Origin of the sequence: Gilliamella sp. B2785 (assembly GCF_026537005.1) — a bacterium.
GTDB lineage: Bacteria > Pseudomonadota > Gammaproteobacteria > Enterobacterales > Orbaceae > Gilliamella > Gilliamella apicola_E.
The window spans coordinates 1-21,101 of record NZ_JAFNNC010000007.1; the positions used below are offsets into that span (position 1 = coordinate 1).

Below are 21,101 nucleotides of genomic sequence, written 5' to 3' on the forward strand. Positions count from 1 at the left end.
TGCTCAATAACTGTCTCTGACATAATTCAAATGAATCTTCAGTGTCACTTATCAAGACTTAATTTTTGAGTCCGTAGACTTTTAATTTTTCGTCTCGCAAGTGCCCACACAGATTGTCTGTTTCTTCTTTTTAAAGAGCTGACAGCTTTAAATTTAACTAAACATTTTGTTGTTTTAGTTTGCTGTCTCAAGGGTTGCGTATGTTACTCACTTCACATGTTTACGTCAACCCCTATTTTGCAAAATTTGCTTTTTTTGGATTAAGTGATTGCTTTTTACACAAAGCAACGTCTTATAGGGTTATTTTTAACTGTTTTACGATAGCATCGGCTTTATTTATTGCTTCTTCCACTGTTACAGCACTAGCAAGTGCAACCCCCATTCTACGGCAACCTTCAACTTGTGGTTTGCCAAATAAACGTAAATCAGTATTTGGTTGACTTAATGCGTTATCTATATTTGTGAACGATACCTGTTTTGATTCACCTTCAACCATTATGACCACAGATGCACTAGCATGATATTGTTCAATAAGTGGAATAGGCAAACCTAATATGGCTCTGGCATGTAAGGCAAACTCAGATAGATTCTGGGAAATTAAAGTTACCATTCCGGTATCATGAGGACGAGGCGATACTTCACTAAACCAAACTTTATCGCCTTTAACAAACAGTTCAACACCAAATAAACCGTGCCCGCCTAATGCTTCAGTTATTTTAGTTGCAATATCTTTTGCTTGCTCTAAAGCGTTACAAGACATTTGTTGAGGCTGCCAAGATTCCCGATAATCGCCTTTTTCCTGACGATGCCCAATCGGTTCACAATAAGAAACACCATTGATATGCCTAACTGTTAATAAGGTAATTTCGTAATCAAAGTCGATAAAACCTTCTATAATAACTTTACCGCCACCAGCTCGACCACCTTCTTGTGCATATTTCCAGGCTAATTGAAGATCAGTTTCACTGCGTAATAATGTTTGCCCTTTACCGGAAGAGCTCATCACTGGTTTAACTAAGCAGGGATAACCAATCTCTTTTACAGCATCTTTAAATTCTATTTCGGTTGAAGCAAACCGATAAGGTGAAGTTGGTAGATTTAGTTGCTCAGCAGCAAGGCGACGAATTCCTTCTCTATTCATGGTTAACGCGACTGCTTTTGCAGTGGGAATAACCGTAAATCCCTCTTGCTCTAACTCAACTAAAGTTTGCGTTGCAATGGCTTCAATTTCAGGAACAATAAAATCCGGTTTTTCCTGTTCAATAATTTTTCTCAGTTCATTACCATCTAGCATATTAATAATATGATAACGATGAGCAACTTGCATTGCTGGTGCATTAGCATAGCGATCAACAGCAATAACTTCACAACCAAACCTTTGTAGCTCTATCACAACTTCTTTAGCCAATTCACCTGCGCCACACAGCATAACTTTGGTTGAAGTCGGTGATAACGGCGTCCCTAATTTAGCCATAATGTCCTCATACTCAGTTAACTATTTTTAATATCCTAAAAATAAAAAATCGGGAAAACGCACCCGATTTTTTATTTACAATTACGCTTGATAAGGATCACGTAGAATCATGGTTTCGCTACGATCCGGACCTGTTGATATAATATCAATTGGTGTTTCGGTTAATTCTTCAATTCGTTTGATATAGGATTTGGCTGCTTGTGGTAAAGCATCATAACTTTTAATACCAAACGTTGACTCGCTCCAACCAGGCATAGACTCATATACAGGTTTTACTAAACTCCAATCTTCAGCAGCAGCTGGTGCATTTTTGATGACATCACCATTTGGTAATTGATAACCAACACAGATTTTGACTTCTTTAAGACCATCTAAAACATCAAGTTTAGTTAAACAGAAACCAGAAACTGAATTTAGTTGTACGGCTTTTCGTACAGCAACCGCATCAAGCCAACCAGTACGACGACGACGACCAGTTGTTGCACCAAATTCATTACCTTGTTTGCAAAGATATTCACCCACATCATCAAATAATTCAGTTGGGAAAGGGCCTGCACCGACACGAGTAGAGTAAGCTTTAACAATACCTAAAACATAACCAACATAACGAGGACCAAAGCCTGATCCTGTTGCTACACCGCCAGCAGTAGTATTTGAAGAGGTAACAAAAGGATAAGTACCATGATCAATATCAAGTAAAGTACCTTGCGCCCCTTCAAACATGATTCTTTCGCCTTTTTTCCGAGCATCTTCTAATAGTGTCGGAATATCTGCAATCATAGCCACTAAAATATCTGCAATCGCTAATGTGTCATCAAGGACTTTTTGATAATCAACCGCTTCAACTTTATAGTAATTTACTAATTGAAAGTTGTGGTATTCCATAACTTCTTTCAATTTTTCAGCAAATGCTTGGCGATCACGTAAATCACCTACACGCAATCCACGACGAGCGACTTTATCTTCATATGCAGGACCAATACCTCGACCTGTAGTGCCTATCGCTTTATTACCACGTGCTTTTTCTCGAGCTTGGTCTAATGCTATATGATAAGGTAATATTAAAGGGCATGATTCTGAAATTAGAAGTCTCTCTTTAACAGGGATACCATTTTCCTCAAGCTCTTTCATCTCTTTCATAAGAGCATCAGGACAAAGCACAACGCCATTTGCGATGATGCTAATGACATCATTACGTAAAATACCTGATGGAATTAAATGTAATACTGTTTTTTCACCATTAATAACTAAGGTATGGCCAGCATTATGTCCGCCTTGATAACGTACCACATATTTTGCTTTTTCTGTGAGTAAATCAACAACTTTTCCTTTGCCTTCATCACCCCATTGTGTACCTAGCACAACAACATTATTACTCATAGTTTATTTACTCATTGTATTATTTGTTAGACTTTAGTTTCATATATTGGAAAAATTCACTATCAGGACTAATGACCATAACATCATTACCTGTAAAACTTTGTTCATAAGCTTTCAAACTACGAATAAAACTAAAAAATTCAATATCTTTACCAAAAGCTTCTGCATAAAGTTTAGCTGCATTTGCATCACCTTCACCACGAATAGATCGAGCTTGGCGCTCAGCTTCCGATATTATTTTAGTTTTTTCAAATGTAGCTTTCGCTCTTATTTCTTCAGCTTTTTTAACACCTTCATATCGTTTTTCACGCGCAATAATATCACGTTCAGCTCGCATGTTAGCATAAATTGATCCTGACACTTCAGCAGGGAAATTGATTTGTTTGATTCGAACATCGATCACAACAACCCCAAAGGACCTCAAACTGGCTTTACTATTTTCAGGATCTTTTTTCGCATCATTGACCAATTTATCGATTGGTAAATTTTCTTCAACATCTTGCGGTGAACCATTTAATGCATCTTTAACACTTGCCATTAATGAATTTCTTGATTTGGTATCAGCATTAGTATCATTAATGATATCTCGGTTACTTAATTTACCTATTTCAGAACGCAAACGACCATTTAAACGAGCCAAGATTAAGTCATTAACATCATTACCACCAGCAATAGTTTCATAATAACGATTAAAATCTACAATTTTCCATTGCACAAAATAATCGACTATTAACTCTTTCTTATGAACGTTAAAAAAACGCTTTTCGTTATTATTATTTGAGCTATTAGTGGTTTGTATTTTAGCGTCGATTATTTTAATGCTATCAACAAGAGGCATTTTAAAATGGAGACCCGGTTGAGATAACCCAATAATCTTATTAAAACGTAAAACCACACCACGCGTGCCTTCTTCAATCACATAAACACTTGAATAAAGCCCAACAATTAAAATTAAAACTATAGGAATCAATAATTTTCGCATTTTTCTCTCCTTATCGACCCATAGCTCGGTTACTTCGATTAATAGAACTATTATTTTGAGTTGCAGTGTTATTAGTTGTAGTGTTATCAGTTGTAGCGTTTTGTGCTTCATTGTTATTTTGAGAAGTACTATCAACTGTTTCTGAAGCTGCTGGCGGGTTGTTATTGCCATCACTACTTAAATTTGATAAGTTTGCTGATTCAGGTTCAATTTTATTTTTCACTAATTTTTCTAACGGCAATACCAATAAGTTACCACTCTTATCATTAACAATCACTTTTTGGGTTTTAGTTAATACTTTTTCCATTGTTTCAATATATAAACGATCTTTAGTAATTTCAGGCGCTGCTTTATATTGTGGTAATAATTTTTCAAACCGTGCAACATCACCAGCTGCTTCTAATTCAACTTGTACTTTATAAGCATTTGCATCTTCTAAAATAGTGGCAGAACGACCTTCCGCTTGCTGAATTAACTGCACTTTATATGCTTCAGCTTTTTTTATTTCCCGCTCACTATCATTTTGAGCTCGAATAGCATCAGCATAAGCATCTTGCACTTCGACAGGAGGACGCGCTACTTGGAAGTTAAGATCGACAATAGTAATACCCATATCATAATGAGAAATAACATTGATGAGTTCTTCTTTTGTACTGTTCTCTAGAACTGAGCGTCCATCTGAAATAATTGCATCAATATTAGAGCTCCCAATAGATGTTCTAAGCGCACTATCTGCTGCTTGACGTAAGCTATCTTCAACATTAGTTACATTAAATAAATATTTAATAGGATCACTAATTCGATATTGAACATTCATTTCAACAAAGACTAGATTTTCACCGTTATAACTAGTCGTTATAATATCACCCTGAACATTAAAGTTATAAGTTCCTTGGGTATCTACTTTATAAACTGTATCAATAAATGCTGGATTCCAATTTAAACCAGGTTGGATAATTTCAGGTTGAACTTGTCCAAAACGAGTTATTACACCTCGTTGGTTTTGGTTGATGGTATAAAAACCACTTACCCCCCAAATCAAAGCAAGCACTAAAATCATCGACATAATAATTTTAGAAGAACTCAAGTTAATATCTGAGGAACCTCGATTATTACTTGATCCACCTCTTTTTAAGAGATCTTTAATTTGATCAAATATTCCTCCCGACGAAGAATTGGAAGGTTTTTTGTTATTTCCCCATGGGTCGTTATCTTGTCCGTTATTGCCGGGCTGATTCCACGCCATATTTTATATGCTCCATTTAACAATTAGTTGTTATTTTTGCGTATTGATTAAGTATAACAGATCTGGCTCTTGTTTACAGAGGCGATTCCATTCAATTAAAGGTATTCTTATATTTAGGTGAAAACTCCCATCATCTTCAATGACTTCATTCTCCACTGCATTTAATTTATATAGACGACTTCTAAGTTTAGCTAAATAAGGAGGTAAGTTTAATTGGCAAACTTGAATTTGCCCAGAGAGCCTCTCTTTTAATGCGGTAAATAAAAGATCTAATCCTAAACTATTTTGAGCTGAAATCCAAACGCGAATTGGTACACCATTTTCGTCCCGATCAATACTCGGTTCCTTACCTTCTATTAAATCAATTTTATTCATCACTAACAAAGTAGGAATATCATGTGCATCAATTTCCAGTAATACCTCATCAACGGCATGAATATTATCTAATATATTAGGATCAGCTGCATCAACAACATGTAATAGTAGTGATGCCTCCTGTGTTTCTAATAAAGTTGCTTTAAAAGCAGCAATAAGATCATGTGGTAAATGACGTATAAATCCGACTGTATCAGCTAAAACAACCTCTCCAACATCCTCAACATTAATGCGTCTTAAAGTCGGATCTAGCGTTGCAAACAATTGATCGGCAGCATAAACTTCAGCATTAGTTAATGCATTAAAGAGAGTCGATTTACCAGCATTTGTATAACCAACTAATGATACCGTTGATAAATCTGCTTTACTTCTAGATTGACGATTTTGATTGCGCTGTTTTTCAACTTTAGCAAGTCTTGATAAAATTAATTGAATACGATGGCGAATTAATCTTCTATCAGTTTCTAACTGAGTTTCACCTGGTCCACGAAGGCCAATTCCACCTTTTTGGCGTTCTAAATGAGTCCAACCACGAACTAATCGAGTAGATAAATATTGTAATTGTGCTAATTCAACTTGTAATTTACCTTCATGTGTTCTAGCGCGCTGAGCAAAAATATCGAGAATTAATCCAGTTCTATCTACTACGCGACATTCACATAATTGCTCAAGATTGCGTTCTTGGGTCGGTGTTAAAGTATGATTAACTAAAATGACTGAAGCATTTAGTTCTTTTACTTTATCGGCGATTTCTAATGCTTTTCCTTCACCAATAAAATATTTAGCTTGTGGGGACTTTTTTGAGGTTGTCACAATATCGAGAATTTCAATTTGAGCAGAAGAAACAAGCACTTCAAACTCTTTTAAATCCTCGATATCGCTTTCTTGAGGGAAGAATACATGGACTAATAAGGCAGATTCACCACCTTTATATCGCTCAAACAATCACATTCTCCACCCAACTAATTAGCTTTCGCTGTCCTCTTCAGGTTGTGATATCAATCCAGAAATTGGTCTTGATGGTACCACAGTTGAGATAGCGTGCTTATATACCATTTGGCTAACAGTATTTTTTAATAAAATAACAAACTGATCAAATGATTCAATTTGTCCTTGTAATTTAATACCGTTAACTAAATAAATAGATACAGGAATATGCTCGCGACGAAGCAAATTTAAATAAGGATCTTGTAATGACTGCCCTTTTGACATGAGTTTATCCTTTAAGATGAAATAAAAATATAAAGATAAAATAAGTTTACAATCAACATAATAATTTAATTGATCGCAATATAAAATACTTATGTAGTATTTACCAAAATAACATAAAAAACTCAGCTCTTAAACTAATCAACAGTAATTTATGCACAAATAACTAAAAATTTAATAAATTAACGAAATTTATACAAACAAGTAACCTTAATCGTTAAGAAAAGTAGAAATTTTTTTAAGAAATGAAAAAATTTAGCGTATTATAATAACCAATAGAAAAAATACCAAAAACTATTACTACTATTTGTAACTTAAAAAATCTGATTAAGAACTGAATCTATATTATCATTATTTAACCATGTTATCGATTGTTTCCAACCTCTAAGCCATGTAATTTGCCTTTTTGCTAATTGGCGAGTAGCACAAATTCCTTTAAAAACCATTTCATCATAACTGGTATCGCCATTTAAATATTCCCACATTTGACGATACCCTACGCAACGTATAGAAGGTAGATTTAAATGAAGATCGGGTCGCTGCATAAGTTTTTTTACTTCATCTTCAAAGCCTTGATCTAGCATTTGTAAAAAGCGTTGTTCAATTCGTTGATGTAATTCTGCTCTATCTTCCGGCATGATAGCTAATTGCATAATATCATAAGGTAATGCATCACCACTTTCTTTAGTTAATTCAGTTAAACTTTTACCAGTAATAAGATAAACCTCTAATGCTCGATTAAGGCGTTGTGGATCATTGGGATGGATTCGCTGAGCTGATACAGGATCAACTTTTTTTAACTCCTCATGAATCGCTTGCCAACCTAATCGATTTGCTTTTTCCTCAATTTGATCTCGAATATCACTATTTGCCGCTGGAAGAGGAGAAAGTCCTTCGATTAACGCCTTAAAATACAACATTGTTCCACCAACTAATAATGGCGTTCGGCCATTACTTAATGATTTTTCTATTTCTACAATCGCATCATGCCTAAAGTTAGCAGCAGAATAACTTTCTGCAGGGTCACAAATATCAATAAGTTTATGTGGATATTTAAGTTGTTCTTCTTTAGTTGGTTTTGCACTGCCAATATCCATACCTCGATAAATAAGTGCGGAGTCAACACTAATAATATCTATAGGATACTTGTCGTAAAGCGCCATGGCATAAGCAGTTTTACCCGATGCGGTTGGCCCCATTAACGAAATAATTTTTGGTTTATTCATGATAAAATTGATTGTGAAAAAGATTGAAGATCAATCGGATATAAAAAGCTATCTTGTTGTAATAAATTAATATCTATCTGTTCTAATTGTACTAATAACTCGATAGCTTTAGTTATATTCCAATTTTCAACAGAATCATCTCCACAATTTTCAACCAACCAAGCTATAATTTGCGTTGGATCGAGCACATCCTTACCGGATGATAAAAGAAACGAAATTAAAGTTGGTAATAATTTTTGCCAATTTGTAGTTCTTAACATTTTTGGCACATTATGCAAATGCAATTTTGCTTTATCAATATAAAAATCAAAGCCTAAAAACTTCAATTGTTCTTGATAATCATTTAATACTTTTTGTTCTTTCTTATTAATCAAAATTGTCAATGGAATGAGTAATCTTTCTGACTCGTTAGATAATAATTTAACTGAATTTACTTTCTGTTGAGCAACCGACAACTTCATTAACATGAACTTTTGTTGATTATTTTCTGATTTTTCAATTAAGGCTATATCTGGTTGAATAACCGTTAATACTTTACCAAATTGTATTAGTGAAGATCTATCAATTTGCTGATGTAGTGATTGCAAAGGTACATTTCGTTTAGGAAACAATCCCTCAATAACCGCTTGTTGTGGTGCAGTTATAGAACTATCATCATCCGATAATTCAAAAGATTTTAAGAGCGTTTTTTCTATTGCTCCTTTTAACTTAGTATCAACCAATTGCCCATATAGTCTATTTTCTTTAACATGATTAATAGCTTTTTTAGGTAATGCGCTAGTTGGTGAATAAGTTTTATTCTCAGTTTTATTATTAAAAATATTCTCACCAGCTGCTTGTCGATTCGGCATCATTAGCACATTTTCGTCATTGGCAAGTTGTTGGTTTGACTCAAGCGCCATGACAATAGCTTGATAAACAAAGTCATGCACTAATCTTGCTTCATGAAAACGCACTTCATGCTTAGCTGGGTGAACATTCACATCAATTTGTTTAGGGTCGATCTGTAAAAAAATGACATAACTCTGTTGTTCATTAGTCCGGCTACTATAAGCTTGACGCAAAGCATGATTAATTAATTTATCTTTTATTACCCGCCCATTAACATAAAAATATTGCAACTCACTCACTTCACTGCTACTTACCCATCCTTGGATGAATAAATCATTATGTTGCCAATCTAATTTTATCGCTTTTTGAACAAATGTACGTCCACAAACTAATTCAACACGTTTTTCAAGAAGTGATTCTCGATACTGTTTGACGAGTTTCCCATTGTGCTGCAAATTAAAAGTAATATCAGGTCTAGCAAGTGCAATTCGACGAACAAACTCCTCAATATGCATAAATTCTGTTTTATCAGTTTTAAGAAAGCGACGTCTAGCAGGCGTATTGTAAAACAGATCAAGAACTTCAACCGTTGTTCCAACAGGATGTGCAGCCGGTTTAATTGTTGGTTTCATTTCACGACCTTCAGCATAAACTTGCCATGCCTCAGACTGATCGGCTGTGCGTGAAGTTAAGGTTAACCGAGCAACAGAACTGATACTTGCCAGCGCTTCACCACGAAACCCCAAACTCATTATGGTATCTAAATCATCCAACGTATTAATTTTGCTGGTTGCATGGCGAGCTAAAGCTAATGCCAATTCATCTTTAGCAATACCATTACCATTATCACGAATACGAATTAATTTACTGCCACCTTGTTCAACATCAATATCAATTTGAGTACTACCAGCATCAATGCTGTTTTCAACTAACTCTTTGATCACCGATACTGGTCGTTCAACCACTTCACCAGCAGCGATTTGGTTAGCTAATTGAGGAGATAATATATGAATAGCCATTAATGCTGTTTTCCAAATTTAGGGTTCTGTTTGACATAATTTTTTATACCTTGATAAATCAATTTAGCAATTTTATCTTGGTGGGCATTACTTGCTAACAAACTTTCTTCAGTTTCGTTAGTAATAAATCCAACTTCAATTAATATTGAAGGGATATCAGGTGAACGCAATACACCTAAACTTGCATGTTCAGGCCTATTCTTATGCAATTTAATAACACCTTTCATCTCTTTTAAAACCTGAGTGGCTAATTCATAGCCAACCTGCTGTGAATATGAAAACTGTAAATCTAATACTGCTTGGCTTAAATTTTGGTCATGATCATCACTTAATGCATCACCAGCACCGCCTAATAGTTGAGATTGCTTTTCATCTTGTTCAAGCCAGCGCCCCAATTCTGTATCCGCTCGCTTAGTAGATAATACCCAAACTGATGCACCAGACGCGCTGCGATTAGGTGCGGCATCTGCATGAATAGAAATTAATAGGTTTGCTTTACTTTTACGAGCAATATCAGAACGCTGAGGTACAGAAATAAAATTGTCCGTGCTACGTGTTAATACGCCTTTGAAGTTAGGATCTTTATTCAATAAATTAGTTAATTTTTTTGCTATCGAAATGGTGACATTTTTTTCGTATAACTTATTTTTACCAACGGCACCAGAATCCTTACCACCATGACCAGCATCAACAGCAATGATAACTTGTGAAGCATAAACTGAGCCACAAAGCAGTAATAATATAAAAAAAGTGAGTATTTTTTTCATTTTTTTCGCTAATTTTATTGGTTAATAATAGCTTGCCCTTTTTCACTGTTTGCTTGCAAACAAACTGTGCGTTCAAGCGCCAAATAAGCCAAATGAATTTCAATATCAGCAGGAGGTAAAATACCTTCAGCCTGCATAGGCCACTCAATTAAGCAAATTGATTTCGATGAAAAATATTCACGAATCCCCATAAACTCTAACTCTTCTGGATCAGCTAATCGATATAAGTCAAAGTGATATACTGAAAACAGATCAAATTGATAAGGTTCAACAAGAGTATAAGTCGGACTTTTAACATTTCCGACATGCCCGAGCTGCTGCAAAAAGCCACGGCTAAACGTTGTTTTACCAGCACCAAGATCGCCTATCAGATAGATAACAATTGCACTATCATGATTAGACAAATATTTTAAACACTGCTCAGCCAATTGTTGACCAAACAAAATTGTTTCTTGTTCATTGGCTAAAATAATAGGTTTCATGACGAATTCTTTGCTCAATAAATAGTCCTTATTATATACTAATAAAGATGTACCAAGTAAAATTAACTCTAATTTATATCAAAAAAAGTTGAGGAACGGGGTTTTTGAAGGGTAATTTAAAGGTAAAAGGAACAAATGCTACATACCATCACAACAAATAACCAATCAACAATTGATCCAACGCTAATTTCAGCGCAAGATGCAGTACTTTTCTGGCAAAATGGCGTAATTATAGCTTGTCAAAATAATCCCATATTGAAGGCTATTTTACAAAATACCCAAAATTGTTTTGTGCTTGATAATGATATTAATGCTCGTAGTTTAGCTTCACTAATAGATCCAAGAGTAAAAATAATCAGTATGCAGCAGGTTGTTGATTTAACTGTTAACTATTTCCCACAAATGAATTGGGAGTAATTTGACTAATTATCTTAAACCAGTATTTATCTTAATATCACTGCTACCATCTTCAATTTGCAAATAGGCTTACCTCAGTTTAATATAATTTTTAACAATAGTTGGTAAACATACAAAATTTAATGGCAAACTTATTAAGTCTTTTAGAAATCAATTCATTATTAAAAAAAGGTGAAGTGGTTGCTTATCCAACTGAAGCTGTTTTTGGTTTAGGTTGTGATCCCGATTGTGAATCAGCAGTTTTTAAATTGTTAAAATTAAAACAACGTTCAGTTGAAAAAGGTTTAATTTTAATTGCGAGTCACTATGAACAACTGATCCCTTATATTGATCAATCGGCTTTGACTCAAGTTCAAAAACAGATGGCTATTGATAGTTGGCCCGGTCCTAATACTTGGGTTTTTCCGAAAAATGTTAATACACCAAATTTTTTGAGCGGAAAATATCATTCTATCGCCGTTCGCGTTACTGATCATCCATTAGTATGTAAACTTTGTGATTTATTTGGTAAGCCATTAGTTTCGACCAGTGCCAACCTTTCTGGTCATCAATCTTGTAAAACAGCAATAGAAGTTGCAAACCAATTTGGTCAATTTTTTCCAATTTTAGATGGTAAAACCGGTGAGCGTTCACAACCATCAATCATCCGGGATGTCCAAACTGGTACTATCATTCGACAAGGATAATATTATGCAAAATTTATACATTGGCGTAATGTCAGGTACCAGTATGGATGGTGTTGATATTGCATTAGTTGATATTACTGATGGGAATATTACTTCGATTGCTAGTGATTGCTACCCAATGCCAACTGAAATTAAAAGCCAATTATTAACGCTTTGTAATAGTAAGCAAACTACATTACAAGCGCTCGGTGAGCTTGATCACCAACTTGGTATGCTTTACGCAAAAAGCATTGATCAGTTTATAAAGCAAAATCATATTGATAAAAAACAAGTTAAAGCCATTGGTTGCCATGGGCAAACTATTTATCATTCTCCTAATAGCCAACATCCCTTTACTATGCAAATTGGTGATGCCAATATCATTGCTGCTAAAACAGGCATTACAACAATTGCTGATTTTCGTCGTAAAGATATGGCTTATGGTGGCCAAGGAGCACCATTAGTTCCAGCTTTTCACAAAGCGATATTCTTAAATCCGTCAATTAACTGTGTTGTTTTAAATATTGGTGGTATTAGCAATATTTCCGTTCTAATACCAGGCCAACCTGTAATTGGTTATGACACTGGGCCAGGCAATGTTTTACTTGATAGTTGGATAAATAAAAATCTAGGAAAAAACTACGATAAAGACGGTTTATGGGCCAAATTAGGAAAGGTAGATCAACGTTTATTAAATGCGTTATGTGATGAAAATTATTTTCAACTACCAGCCCCAAAAAGTACTGGTAGAGAATTATTTAATTTAACTTGGCTTAACCAAAAACTCAGTAACTTCAATCTAAACGCTCAAGATATTCAAGCAACACTCGTTGAATTTACTGCTACCACTGTTGCTCATGAGATTAATAAATTATCAATAAATGCTCATTTACCTTGTCAATTGCTAGTTTGTGGCGGAGGGGCAAAAAATCCTCTGATTATGAATCGATTGTCAGCATTATTACCAAAATGGGAAGTTTTGACCACAGATGTGAAAGGGGTAAGCAGTGACGATATGGAAGCGATTGCTTTCGCTTGGCTTGCATATTGTAGGATGAATAATATTCCATCTAATATTCCAGAAGTAACTGGAGCAAACCAAGCGGTAAGCTTAGGAGTTATTTATCAATAATAACCTTTAATCTGATAATTTTGATTGCTTATTATAACCAATTAGTTCAGATATTTTTGCGGCAGCTTGGCTAATTTCACCGACAAGTTTAGCTTCATCTTCTGCTGTATTACATCTAAAGATAGAGGTTGATAAACTTAAGGCTGCAATAATATTACCTAAACGATTATAAATTGGCACAGCAAAACAACGTAAACCAAGCTCTGATTCTTCATCATCTTTGCCATAACCTAAACGTTTAACTTCATCAAGTTCAGCAAAAAATGCCTCTTTATTAGTGATTGTTTTAGGTGTGTATTGAACAAAATTAATGCCGTTTACTAAACTTTTTTTGCTTTCATCATCTAACCAAGCCAATAAAACCTTACCTAATCCACTGGCATGTACAGTTGCTTGATTACCAATTTTAGAGGTTAAACAAAGACTATACTGTTCAGATGCCACTTTATTAATATAAATAATTTGGTCACCTTCACGAACGGCTAAATGGATCGTTTCTTTAGTTTTATCCCTTAGCTTTCTCATTTCTAAATCAGCAATAGCTAAAAAGTTTTGGTGATAAAGTACACGGTTGCCTAAATCAAGTAATTTTAAATTAAGAGAATATTTATCTGAATCTTCTTCTTGATTAACATAACCTAATGATTTCATGGTTTGTAAAAAACGATAGGCTGTGCTTTTGGGCATCATTACTTTTTGCGATAATTCTGATATAGCAATGTCTTTAGATTCGGATAAAGCTTCTAAAATTCCGAAAACTTTTAAAACCGAAGCAACCGATTCTGGTGAGCTATCATTCATTATTAGCACATCTCCTTACTAAAAATTAGTCATTATTCTATTATTAAATGATCAACTAGAACAAATCAAAATTATCGAAAGTATATCATAATTAATAATGAACTAGCTATTTTATAAAAAATCTAATCTTTGAGGAGTAAACATATCAAGCAAAACACCAGCTTGTTTGCAAACACAACCATGTTCAATATTGGGTTTTTTATATAATGTATCACCAGCACGAACAATCTTAGTCTCATCACCGATAGTAAATTCAAATTCACCAGACAAAACATAGGTTAGTTGTTCATGTGGATGATGATGCATCGCACCAATTGCGCCAGTTTCAAAATGAACTTCAACCGCCATCATATTACCATCATGAGCTAAAATTTTACGTTTAACCCCATTTCCTAAATCAATTAATTCAATATCTGAATTAAAACAAAACATGACATTACTCCTAAATTTATAAAAAAACAGAGATAATAAATAATATCCTTTTATTTTATTATCTCTTAAATTATCTAATTTTTAACCTTATTTTATTAAGGTTGTTTACCGATATAAGCTAAAATACCACCATCAACATAAAGAATATGGCCGTTAACAAAATTCGATGCTTCCGATGCTAAAAATACGGCTGCACCAGCTAAATCATCAGGAGTCCCCCATCGGCCTGCCGGTGTTTTAGCAATAATGAACTGATCAAATGGGTGACGAGAACCATCTGCTTGTTTTTCACGTAATGGCGCAGTTTGAGGTGTGGCAATATAACCTGGACCAATACCGTTACATTGAATATTGGCATGACCAAATTCAGAACAGATATTTTTGGTTAACATTTTTAAACCACCTTTAGCCGATGCATAACCTACAACCGTTTCACGACCAAGTTCACTCATCATTGAACAGATGTTGATAATTTTGCCACTTCCTTTTTTGATCATTGAAGGAAGGACTGCTTTTGCCATAATAAATTGACCTGTTAAGTCGATATCAATAATTTTACGATAATCAGCCGCACTTGTTTCAAGCATTGATTTGCGTTGAATAATACCAGCATTGTTGACTAAAATATCAATCACACCATGTTCTTTTTCAATTTGAGCAATCGATTTTTCAACAGCAGCTTCATCCGTAATATCAAATAGATAGCCATGGGCATCAATACCAGCTGCTTTATAAGCATCAAGTCCTTTTTGTAAATTTTCAGGCACGACATCATTAAATACGATTTTCGCTCCGGCACCGGCTAATGATTTTGCTATCTCAAAACCGATGCCATAAGAAGCGCCCGTTACCAGCGCTATTTTATTGTTGAGTGAAAATTTATTTAAAATCGACATAATTATATTCTCCGTTATAGTTATGATAGACAAAAAGGTCTATCACATTTCTTCTAATATGTTAGCTGGCACTTTGGTTAAATAAAGTGCAGGTTCATCTTGTGCATCACATGAATATAAAACGTATTTATTATCAGGTGAAAATGATGGATGAGGGTGAGTAACTTGACGATCACCATCTAAAACTCGCCATGTACTATTATGCTTAACCAACTTATGAGCTGTTTTTGTTTTAGGTGCTAAAATATAAAGCCATGGATCATTTTCAATTTTATAGCCACTTGTATCAATTACATCTACAGGACTGCCTGTTCCATCACCAATATAAAGAGTGCCATCAAAATTACTCATTAAGTGCGAACAAGCTGGCATCTCCATAATTTCTTTATCTTCATCAGTTACCGGATTATAAAGACGAATATATCGTTCTTGTTGCCCTTTCATATAAGATACATAAGCTAATCCAGAACCATCTGGAACCCAAAATTCATGAGTGCAACTTTCACCAGGTAAATTATCATGCGCTTTTCGTTCATTTTTACCATCACGATCAACCAACCAAATTCTTGCATCAACTAAATCATGAGGACCTTCATGGCAAAATGCGATAGTTTTATCATCAAAAGGTCTAAAAATTGGGTGACCTAGCCATACATTCTGATCAATAACTGTTTTAGCTACACCTGTTTCTATATCAATCTTGATTAAACGGCAGTGTGGATTCTTATCATAAAATGCTTTAAATATTGTCCAATCGGTAAGTGGCGTCCAATCTTTTTTATCAATTTCAATCCCAACAATTTCATTACAATCACTATTAGCAACCCATGTGCCATAACCAACCCATTCATCAGGAACAGTATAAACATTTTTTTCTTCTAACGTTTCAAGATTAACTTGTTGTAAGTTGCGTTCATTTTTAACATAGTATAAAAATTTATCATCTGGTGATAAAAAACCACCGAAAGTATTATCGCCAGGTCCTTCAGTAAGTTGTTTTGCTGTTTGTTTTTCAATATCGAGTAAATAATAGTTACGATGAGTATCAAATTCACCAGCAAAAAGTAATTTTTGACCATCATTGGTAAAACATTTTTGATAAAAATAATTACGGTGGCATAAAATACCTTCTGGCGTTAACCGAATAATTTCATTTTTTGAATCTTCATCTGTAAATGATGAATATGATAGCCTTACGATATTCCCCTTAGCCATATGAACTCCCTGAATATAAATATAATTAAATGTTTAAAAGATTTTCATTTATTAAATATAGTAATATAAAAATTAAGACGTTTTTGTGACTTTCATCACATTGCAATAAATTTATTAAAACATCGTTTTATTTTAGTTAAAAAAATTGATATATTTTTGGGTAGGATTATAATGAAAACGAAATGTACTAATATGCAATTAGTTATTATTTCTATCAAAATAGAGGAAAATCATGAAAATAGCACTAATGAACGAATTTAGCCAAGCTGCTAAAAATCCAATTATTTTAAATGAATTAAAAAACGCAACTGAGAAATATGGACATACTGTTTTTAACGTTGGCATGGATGGCGACAATGATAAAAAATTAACTTATGTTCATTTAGGTATTATTAGCGCTATTTTATTAAACAGTAAAGCCGTTGATTTTGTTATCACAGGTTGTGGAACAGGACAAGGCGCATTAATGGCGTTAAATGCATTCCCTGGTGTTAACTGTGGTTATTGTATTGAACCTACTGATGCTTATTTATTTGCACAAGTAAATAATGGTAATGCGTTATCACTTGCTTTTGCTAAAGGCTTTGGTTGGGGTGCAGAACTCAATGCTCGTTATATTTTTGAAAAAGCATTTGATGGCGAAAAAGGATTGGGTTATCCACCTGAGCGTCGTGAATCTCAAAATGCTAATGCTGTAATTTTAAATGATATGAAAAATGCAGCAGGAAAAAGTTTAATTGATGCATTGAAATCAATTGATCAATCATTACTTAAAGATGCGATCAGAGGTGAGCGTTTCCAAAAATGTTTATTTGAAAATAGTCAAGATCCTGAAATAACCAATTACATCAAAAGCTTACTAGCTTAATTTAGAGTTTACTACATCCTTCAATTTTGTGCCATTTCAACTTAACTGGTGAAATGGCTCAATTCACTATTTTTAATCGTTTCTAACTTAATAGAATAAATTCTAATGTATTTTTCATTAACAAATGATTAAACCGATTTAATTTAAAAATGGAGGAATGAGATTGCTGATTGAAAAGATTAAAAGTGCTAAATCTTACTAGATCTAGCACTCTATTATTTTAATTATTTAGCTTTATTTTTTTCGATTAGCGTTTTTAGCTCTTTTGGTAACACTATATTACCGTTTTTATCTCGAGTGATTTTAAAGTCACTATTTCCTTTCCATAATTGATTGCTGGTTACAGATTTAAAATCTTTACTTTTAATCTGTGGTCCAAATGAATCTTTTATCGCTGATTGCCAACTATCACGAATAGAATAATTGTGTTCAAAAATGACCACTGGTTTTAAAAATTCATAAGGATTAGCACGTAAAATATAATTATACCTCGCACTATTGATCGAAATATTATTATTCATGATATAAGAACCAGTATTAAAATTATCAGTAAAGCCATCCATATTATTATTTAAGGAAATTGAATTGATAATTTTATGATTTACCGGTTGACCTTCTGCTCCTAATTTAAAGCCATTACCTATACTCCCTTTAGCAATATTGGGTTTTGAAAAAGGAAAACCGTTTGAATATGTAACAGAACTATCAATTAATACCGGATCATTTGGGCCATCTTCAATCTTGTTATAAAGATCGAAACCATCATCAGTATTATTATGAGCAATACACCCTCTAAATACATTCCCTTTACCAACACCCAATTTAGCGGCAAAACCATCAGCATTTTTACCTGATTTATCCATATTATTATAAGAATCAGAGTTAAGAATTAGGTTATAAGATGGCCAATAAATTCGATTTTGATTTTTCTTTTTAGCTGAGATTGCCAAACCTGTATCACTATTATTACGTGTAATAACTTGATCAATCACATTATGACTGCCCGAAATTCTTAAATAAGCTGGTTTATTATCTTTATCATCAATATTTCCATCAAAGATAACCTGCTTAATAGACCAATAGTTGCTATCTAAATTAAACGTAGTGTTAATAAAAATCGCTTTATGCTTATTAATGGCTTGTATGGTTTTTAATTTACCGGGTAATCCACTTAATTGAGCCGGAAGAGTTATGCCGTCATAATAACCATCCATCAAATGAATAATACCGCCCGGTTCAACGCTATTAACAGCCGTTTCGAAATCAACCGGTGATTGTTTGGTACCTTTATTATCCTTTTTACCTTCTGGCGAAACAATAATATTAGATAAATTTTCAATCGATGATTTATTTAGATTAATTGTAAAAATTTGAGTATTATTTTTAGCATTATCAGTAAACTCAACAGTAAAGGTATTAGTTCCATCTTTTAGCTGAGCTGGAAACTGTAATAACTTACCAACTTCCGCATTCAACGTTTTATTAATTTCTTTAACAAATACGGTACCTGAAGTATTTGGAAAAAATTGTAATGTATAATTTTTACTATATACATCATTTGGTGATGATAAAATTAACGTTGGTTTAACATCAACAATTACCTCAGGTTTAGCGGGTAATTTATCATAATCAACCGTTATATCACTGAGGGTTAATTTAGAATTTTTGAACTCAACTTTTGCGTTTCTAGAAGCAAAAAAGCCGACATAAATATTTTTGTTATCTTGTTGATTTAAGAATCCTGAATAATCATTGGTTGCCCACTGTTTCTCTTCACCAGTCGCATTATTTTTCATCGATAAGATAAATTGATCTGCCGTTCTGGTCATTGTTAAATGCATACTTTTAACATCAACATAATTAACATTTTCAACATAACCAACTTTCTCAATTGATATGCCTTCATTACCCCATGCTTTTTTTACACCATCACGTACTAAGCCGGTTACTTTTACTAAATTATCATTTTTTTGATTTTGAGTAATTAATGCATTCATAATTACATTTGAAGCATTTGGAAACTCCTCATAACCAGCCGGCTGAGGATCACTTCTAGCTACGCCAATAGTATCACGAGCAAATAAACCCACCGCTTCTTGAGCGGCAGGCGTTTTTCCATCCACTTCAGGTCCTATTTGCTCTAAGGTAACATCACTTTCTAAAGTAAAAGTTTGATTAACGGGTAATTGAGTATAAAAAACCACCATTCCATCATGCGAGTTAGCAATTTTACCGCCTCGACTTTCTAAATAGAAATCTGACGGTAATTGATAAGGTTGATTTGGAACTAAATAATCTTTTTGACCAGCAATCCATGCATTATTGGTTCCCACTTTTTCAGGCTTGATAAGTGAGGCAAAATTTAAGTCAGTCGATTGGCCAAATGCTATCGCTTTCCACTCTTGTGCAGAAGCTGCGCTAACATAAAGCGAAGACAGACAAAGTATTGAAGTTAATATTTTTTTCATTATGGGTCCTAACATTTTGTTTATTTCAATAATTCTAAAGCTTTCCACTACCGACTAATCGTCCATAGTTTTTACTAAATTGCTTAATATCATCCACGCTATATTGATAAGGCACAGACCAATTCAAATTATCAACAAAACCACATGATGATAATTTCAACTTAGATTGATTAAATAGAGAATTATTATCCCGAAGGTTATCGCCTTTAAACTGTTTAGCTACTTTGCAGTTATCTTTTAAACCATCAATCATAAATTGATTATTTTCCGAAAGCACACTACCTTTATAGCCTAAGCCAATAGAGTATTGATATGGGTATACAGTTTTAGATTTATTAACCGATCCTTTAAACAGGTTGTTATACATGTGGATTTTGCCGAACCTTACTCTTGGTGCGCGTTGAGTGATGTCTAAAAAAACATTATGATGAAGCGTGATATTTAACTTATTCTCATCCTGATCAGCATTTTTATCACTATGGCCAATTAACATAGTTTTATCATGGTTTTCAAATAGACAATAAGAGATAGTAATGAAATCACTACCACGCTTAATATCCAATAAACCATCATGTTGTACATATTTCCAGCCATCTTTTTCCTGATACATATCATCGGTAAATTTACCATCAGTTAGAGTGACATGATCAATCCAAACATAAGTTGAGGTAATAATATTTATCCCATCCCATTCAGCATTCCATCCATCTCCCTCTTCAAATTTTGGCGCAACATCAATTGGTGCTTCAATTTTTAAATTTCGAATAATGACATTATTTACTTTAGACAACATAAGTGAACCATTGATAAAACCAGCATTATTACCTACACCAATTAATGTGGTATCACTAGGAATTTTGATCAACGAACGAGATTTTTGATCATCAAAGTCTTTGTAAGGTTTGCCTTCACTAATATCTATAATCCCAGAGACTTGAATAATACGAGGCTGATTTTTATTGATCGCAATCGCATCTAAAAGATCTTTTTTGTTATTCACCATAAAGATCATTTTTTCATTTGCTTTAGCGCCACCGATCGTGCCCGTATTTGTCGCTAAATCATAACCACCAAAACCGTCTCTAGGTGCAACATCACGAGCTTCTCTAATTTTGATAGGAGACGGAGATAATGCATGACATGCAGCAATAGATGAATTAATTGCCAAAGGAACTAATAGCGCAATGATTAATTTTTTCATTTAACAAATACCTTT

The 21,101-nt window shown here is 33.9% G+C and carries 19 protein-coding genes and 1 pseudogene; 4 read left to right on the top strand and 16 right to left on the bottom strand.

Going from position 1 to position 21,101, the window contains the following annotated elements; all coding sequences use genetic code 11:
* Window positions 1-292: 292 nt before the first annotated feature.
* From purT to tsaE, 10 genes and pseudogenes are all read right to left on the bottom strand, one after another.
* Entirely contained in the window at window positions 293-1,474 is a 1,182-nt protein-coding gene (gene purT / locus J3U24_RS08675; RefSeq protein ID WP_267337155.1) for a formate-dependent phosphoribosylglycinamide formyltransferase, read from the bottom strand.
* Window positions 1,475-1,555: 81 nt separating this feature from the next.
* Window positions 1,556-2,854, bottom strand: a complete 1,299-nt coding sequence (locus tag J3U24_RS08680; RefSeq protein WP_065561908.1) for an adenylosuccinate synthase — start codon at window positions 2,852-2,854, stop codon at window positions 1,556-1,558.
* A 19-nt stretch (window positions 2,855-2,873) separates the two neighbouring features.
* A complete protein-coding gene (gene hflC, locus J3U24_RS08685; RefSeq protein WP_065561907.1) occupies window positions 2,874-3,836 on the bottom strand; it encodes a protease modulator HflC in 963 nt (320 codons plus the stop codon).
* A gap of 10 nt (window positions 3,837-3,846) precedes the next feature.
* Window positions 3,847-5,082, bottom strand: coding sequence for an FtsH protease activity modulator HflK (hflK, locus tag J3U24_RS08690; RefSeq protein ID WP_267332160.1), 1,236 nt, complete (start codon window positions 5,080-5,082; stop codon window positions 3,847-3,849).
* Between the two features lie 30 nt (window positions 5,083-5,112).
* Window positions 5,113-6,402, bottom strand: coding sequence for a ribosome rescue GTPase HflX (gene hflX / locus J3U24_RS08695; protein WP_267337157.1), 1,290 nt, complete (start codon window positions 6,400-6,402; stop codon window positions 5,113-5,115).
* Window positions 6,403-6,423: 21 nt separating this feature from the next.
* A complete protein-coding gene (hfq, locus tag J3U24_RS08700) occupies window positions 6,424-6,669 on the bottom strand; it encodes an RNA chaperone Hfq (protein WP_065561904.1) in 246 nt (81 codons plus the stop codon).
* Between the two features lie 311 nt (window positions 6,670-6,980).
* Window positions 6,981-7,892, bottom strand: coding sequence for a tRNA (adenosine(37)-N6)-dimethylallyltransferase MiaA (gene miaA / locus J3U24_RS08705; protein ID WP_220225496.1), 912 nt, complete (start codon window positions 7,890-7,892; stop codon window positions 6,981-6,983).
* The gene (gene mutL / locus J3U24_RS08710; protein ID WP_267337158.1) at window positions 7,889-9,742 is read right to left on the bottom strand and encodes a DNA mismatch repair endonuclease MutL; all 1,854 of its coding nucleotides are present in this window, start codon (window positions 9,740-9,742) and stop codon (window positions 7,889-7,891) included. Before mutL ends, miaA begins: the two co-directional genes overlap by 4 nt.
* 20 nt (window positions 9,743-9,762) lie before the next feature.
* A pseudogene (locus J3U24_RS08715) lies at window positions 9,763-10,455 on the bottom strand (N-acetylmuramoyl-L-alanine amidase); the annotation flags it as partial.
* Window positions 10,456-10,523: 68 nt separating this feature from the next.
* Window positions 10,524-10,991 carry a tRNA (adenosine(37)-N6)-threonylcarbamoyltransferase complex ATPase subunit type 1 TsaE gene (tsaE, locus tag J3U24_RS08720; protein ID WP_065561900.1) on the bottom strand — a complete coding sequence of 156 codons (468 nt, stop codon included), beginning with the start codon at window positions 10,989-10,991 and terminating at the stop codon, window positions 10,524-10,526.
* Window positions 10,992-11,126: 135 nt separating this feature from the next.
* Between tsaE and tusB the strand changes: the two genes are divergently transcribed.
* From tusB to J3U24_RS08735, 3 genes are all read left to right on the top strand, one after another.
* A complete protein-coding gene (gene tusB, locus J3U24_RS08725; protein WP_065561899.1) occupies window positions 11,127-11,408 on the top strand; it encodes a sulfurtransferase complex subunit TusB in 282 nt (93 codons plus the stop codon).
* A gap of 122 nt (window positions 11,409-11,530) precedes the next feature.
* On the top strand, window positions 11,531-12,094 hold the full coding sequence (locus J3U24_RS08730; protein WP_267337159.1) for a Sua5/YciO/YrdC/YwlC family protein: 564 nt from the start codon (window positions 11,531-11,533) through the stop codon (window positions 12,092-12,094).
* A 4-nt stretch (window positions 12,095-12,098) separates the two neighbouring features.
* The gene (locus tag J3U24_RS08735; RefSeq protein WP_267337160.1) at window positions 12,099-13,205 is read left to right on the top strand and encodes an anhydro-N-acetylmuramic acid kinase; all 1,107 of its coding nucleotides are present in this window, start codon (window positions 12,099-12,101) and stop codon (window positions 13,203-13,205) included.
* Between the two features lie 6 nt (window positions 13,206-13,211).
* Here J3U24_RS08735 and kdgR read toward each other — a convergent pair whose 3' ends face one another.
* The 4 genes from kdgR to J3U24_RS08755 form a co-directional block, all read right to left on the bottom strand.
* On the bottom strand, window positions 13,212-14,006 hold the full coding sequence (gene kdgR / locus J3U24_RS08740) for a DNA-binding transcriptional regulator KdgR (protein WP_081299433.1): 795 nt from the start codon (window positions 14,004-14,006) through the stop codon (window positions 13,212-13,214).
* A gap of 111 nt (window positions 14,007-14,117) precedes the next feature.
* A complete protein-coding gene (locus J3U24_RS08745; protein ID WP_065561895.1) occupies window positions 14,118-14,438 on the bottom strand; it encodes a cupin domain-containing protein in 321 nt (106 codons plus the stop codon).
* Window positions 14,439-14,533: 95 nt separating this feature from the next.
* On the bottom strand, window positions 14,534-15,328 hold the full coding sequence (locus J3U24_RS08750) for a gluconate 5-dehydrogenase (protein WP_065735277.1): 795 nt from the start codon (window positions 15,326-15,328) through the stop codon (window positions 14,534-14,536).
* Window positions 15,329-15,376: 48 nt separating this feature from the next.
* Window positions 15,377-16,549, bottom strand: a complete 1,173-nt coding sequence (locus J3U24_RS08755) for an oligogalacturonate lyase family protein (RefSeq protein ID WP_065561894.1) — start codon at window positions 16,547-16,549, stop codon at window positions 15,377-15,379.
* Window positions 16,550-16,781: 232 nt separating this feature from the next.
* Between J3U24_RS08755 and J3U24_RS08760 the strand changes: the two genes are divergently transcribed.
* Window positions 16,782-17,417 (top strand): RpiB/LacA/LacB family sugar-phosphate isomerase, encoded by a 636-nt coding sequence (locus J3U24_RS08760; protein WP_267330862.1) that lies wholly within the window; start codon window positions 16,782-16,784, stop codon window positions 17,415-17,417.
* A gap of 224 nt (window positions 17,418-17,641) precedes the next feature.
* On the opposite strand, the gene J3U24_RS08765 is transcribed toward J3U24_RS08760, so the two are convergent.
* On the bottom strand, window positions 17,642-19,885 hold the full coding sequence (locus tag J3U24_RS08765) for a right-handed parallel beta-helix repeat-containing protein (RefSeq protein ID WP_267337161.1): 2,244 nt from the start codon (window positions 19,883-19,885) through the stop codon (window positions 17,642-17,644).
* A gap of 34 nt (window positions 19,886-19,919) precedes the next feature.
* Complete coding sequence (locus J3U24_RS08770) at window positions 19,920-21,086, bottom strand: pectate lyase family protein (RefSeq protein ID WP_065735265.1); 1,167 nt, start codon at window positions 21,084-21,086, stop codon at window positions 19,920-19,922.
* Between the last annotated feature and the right edge of the window lie 15 nt (window positions 21,087-21,101).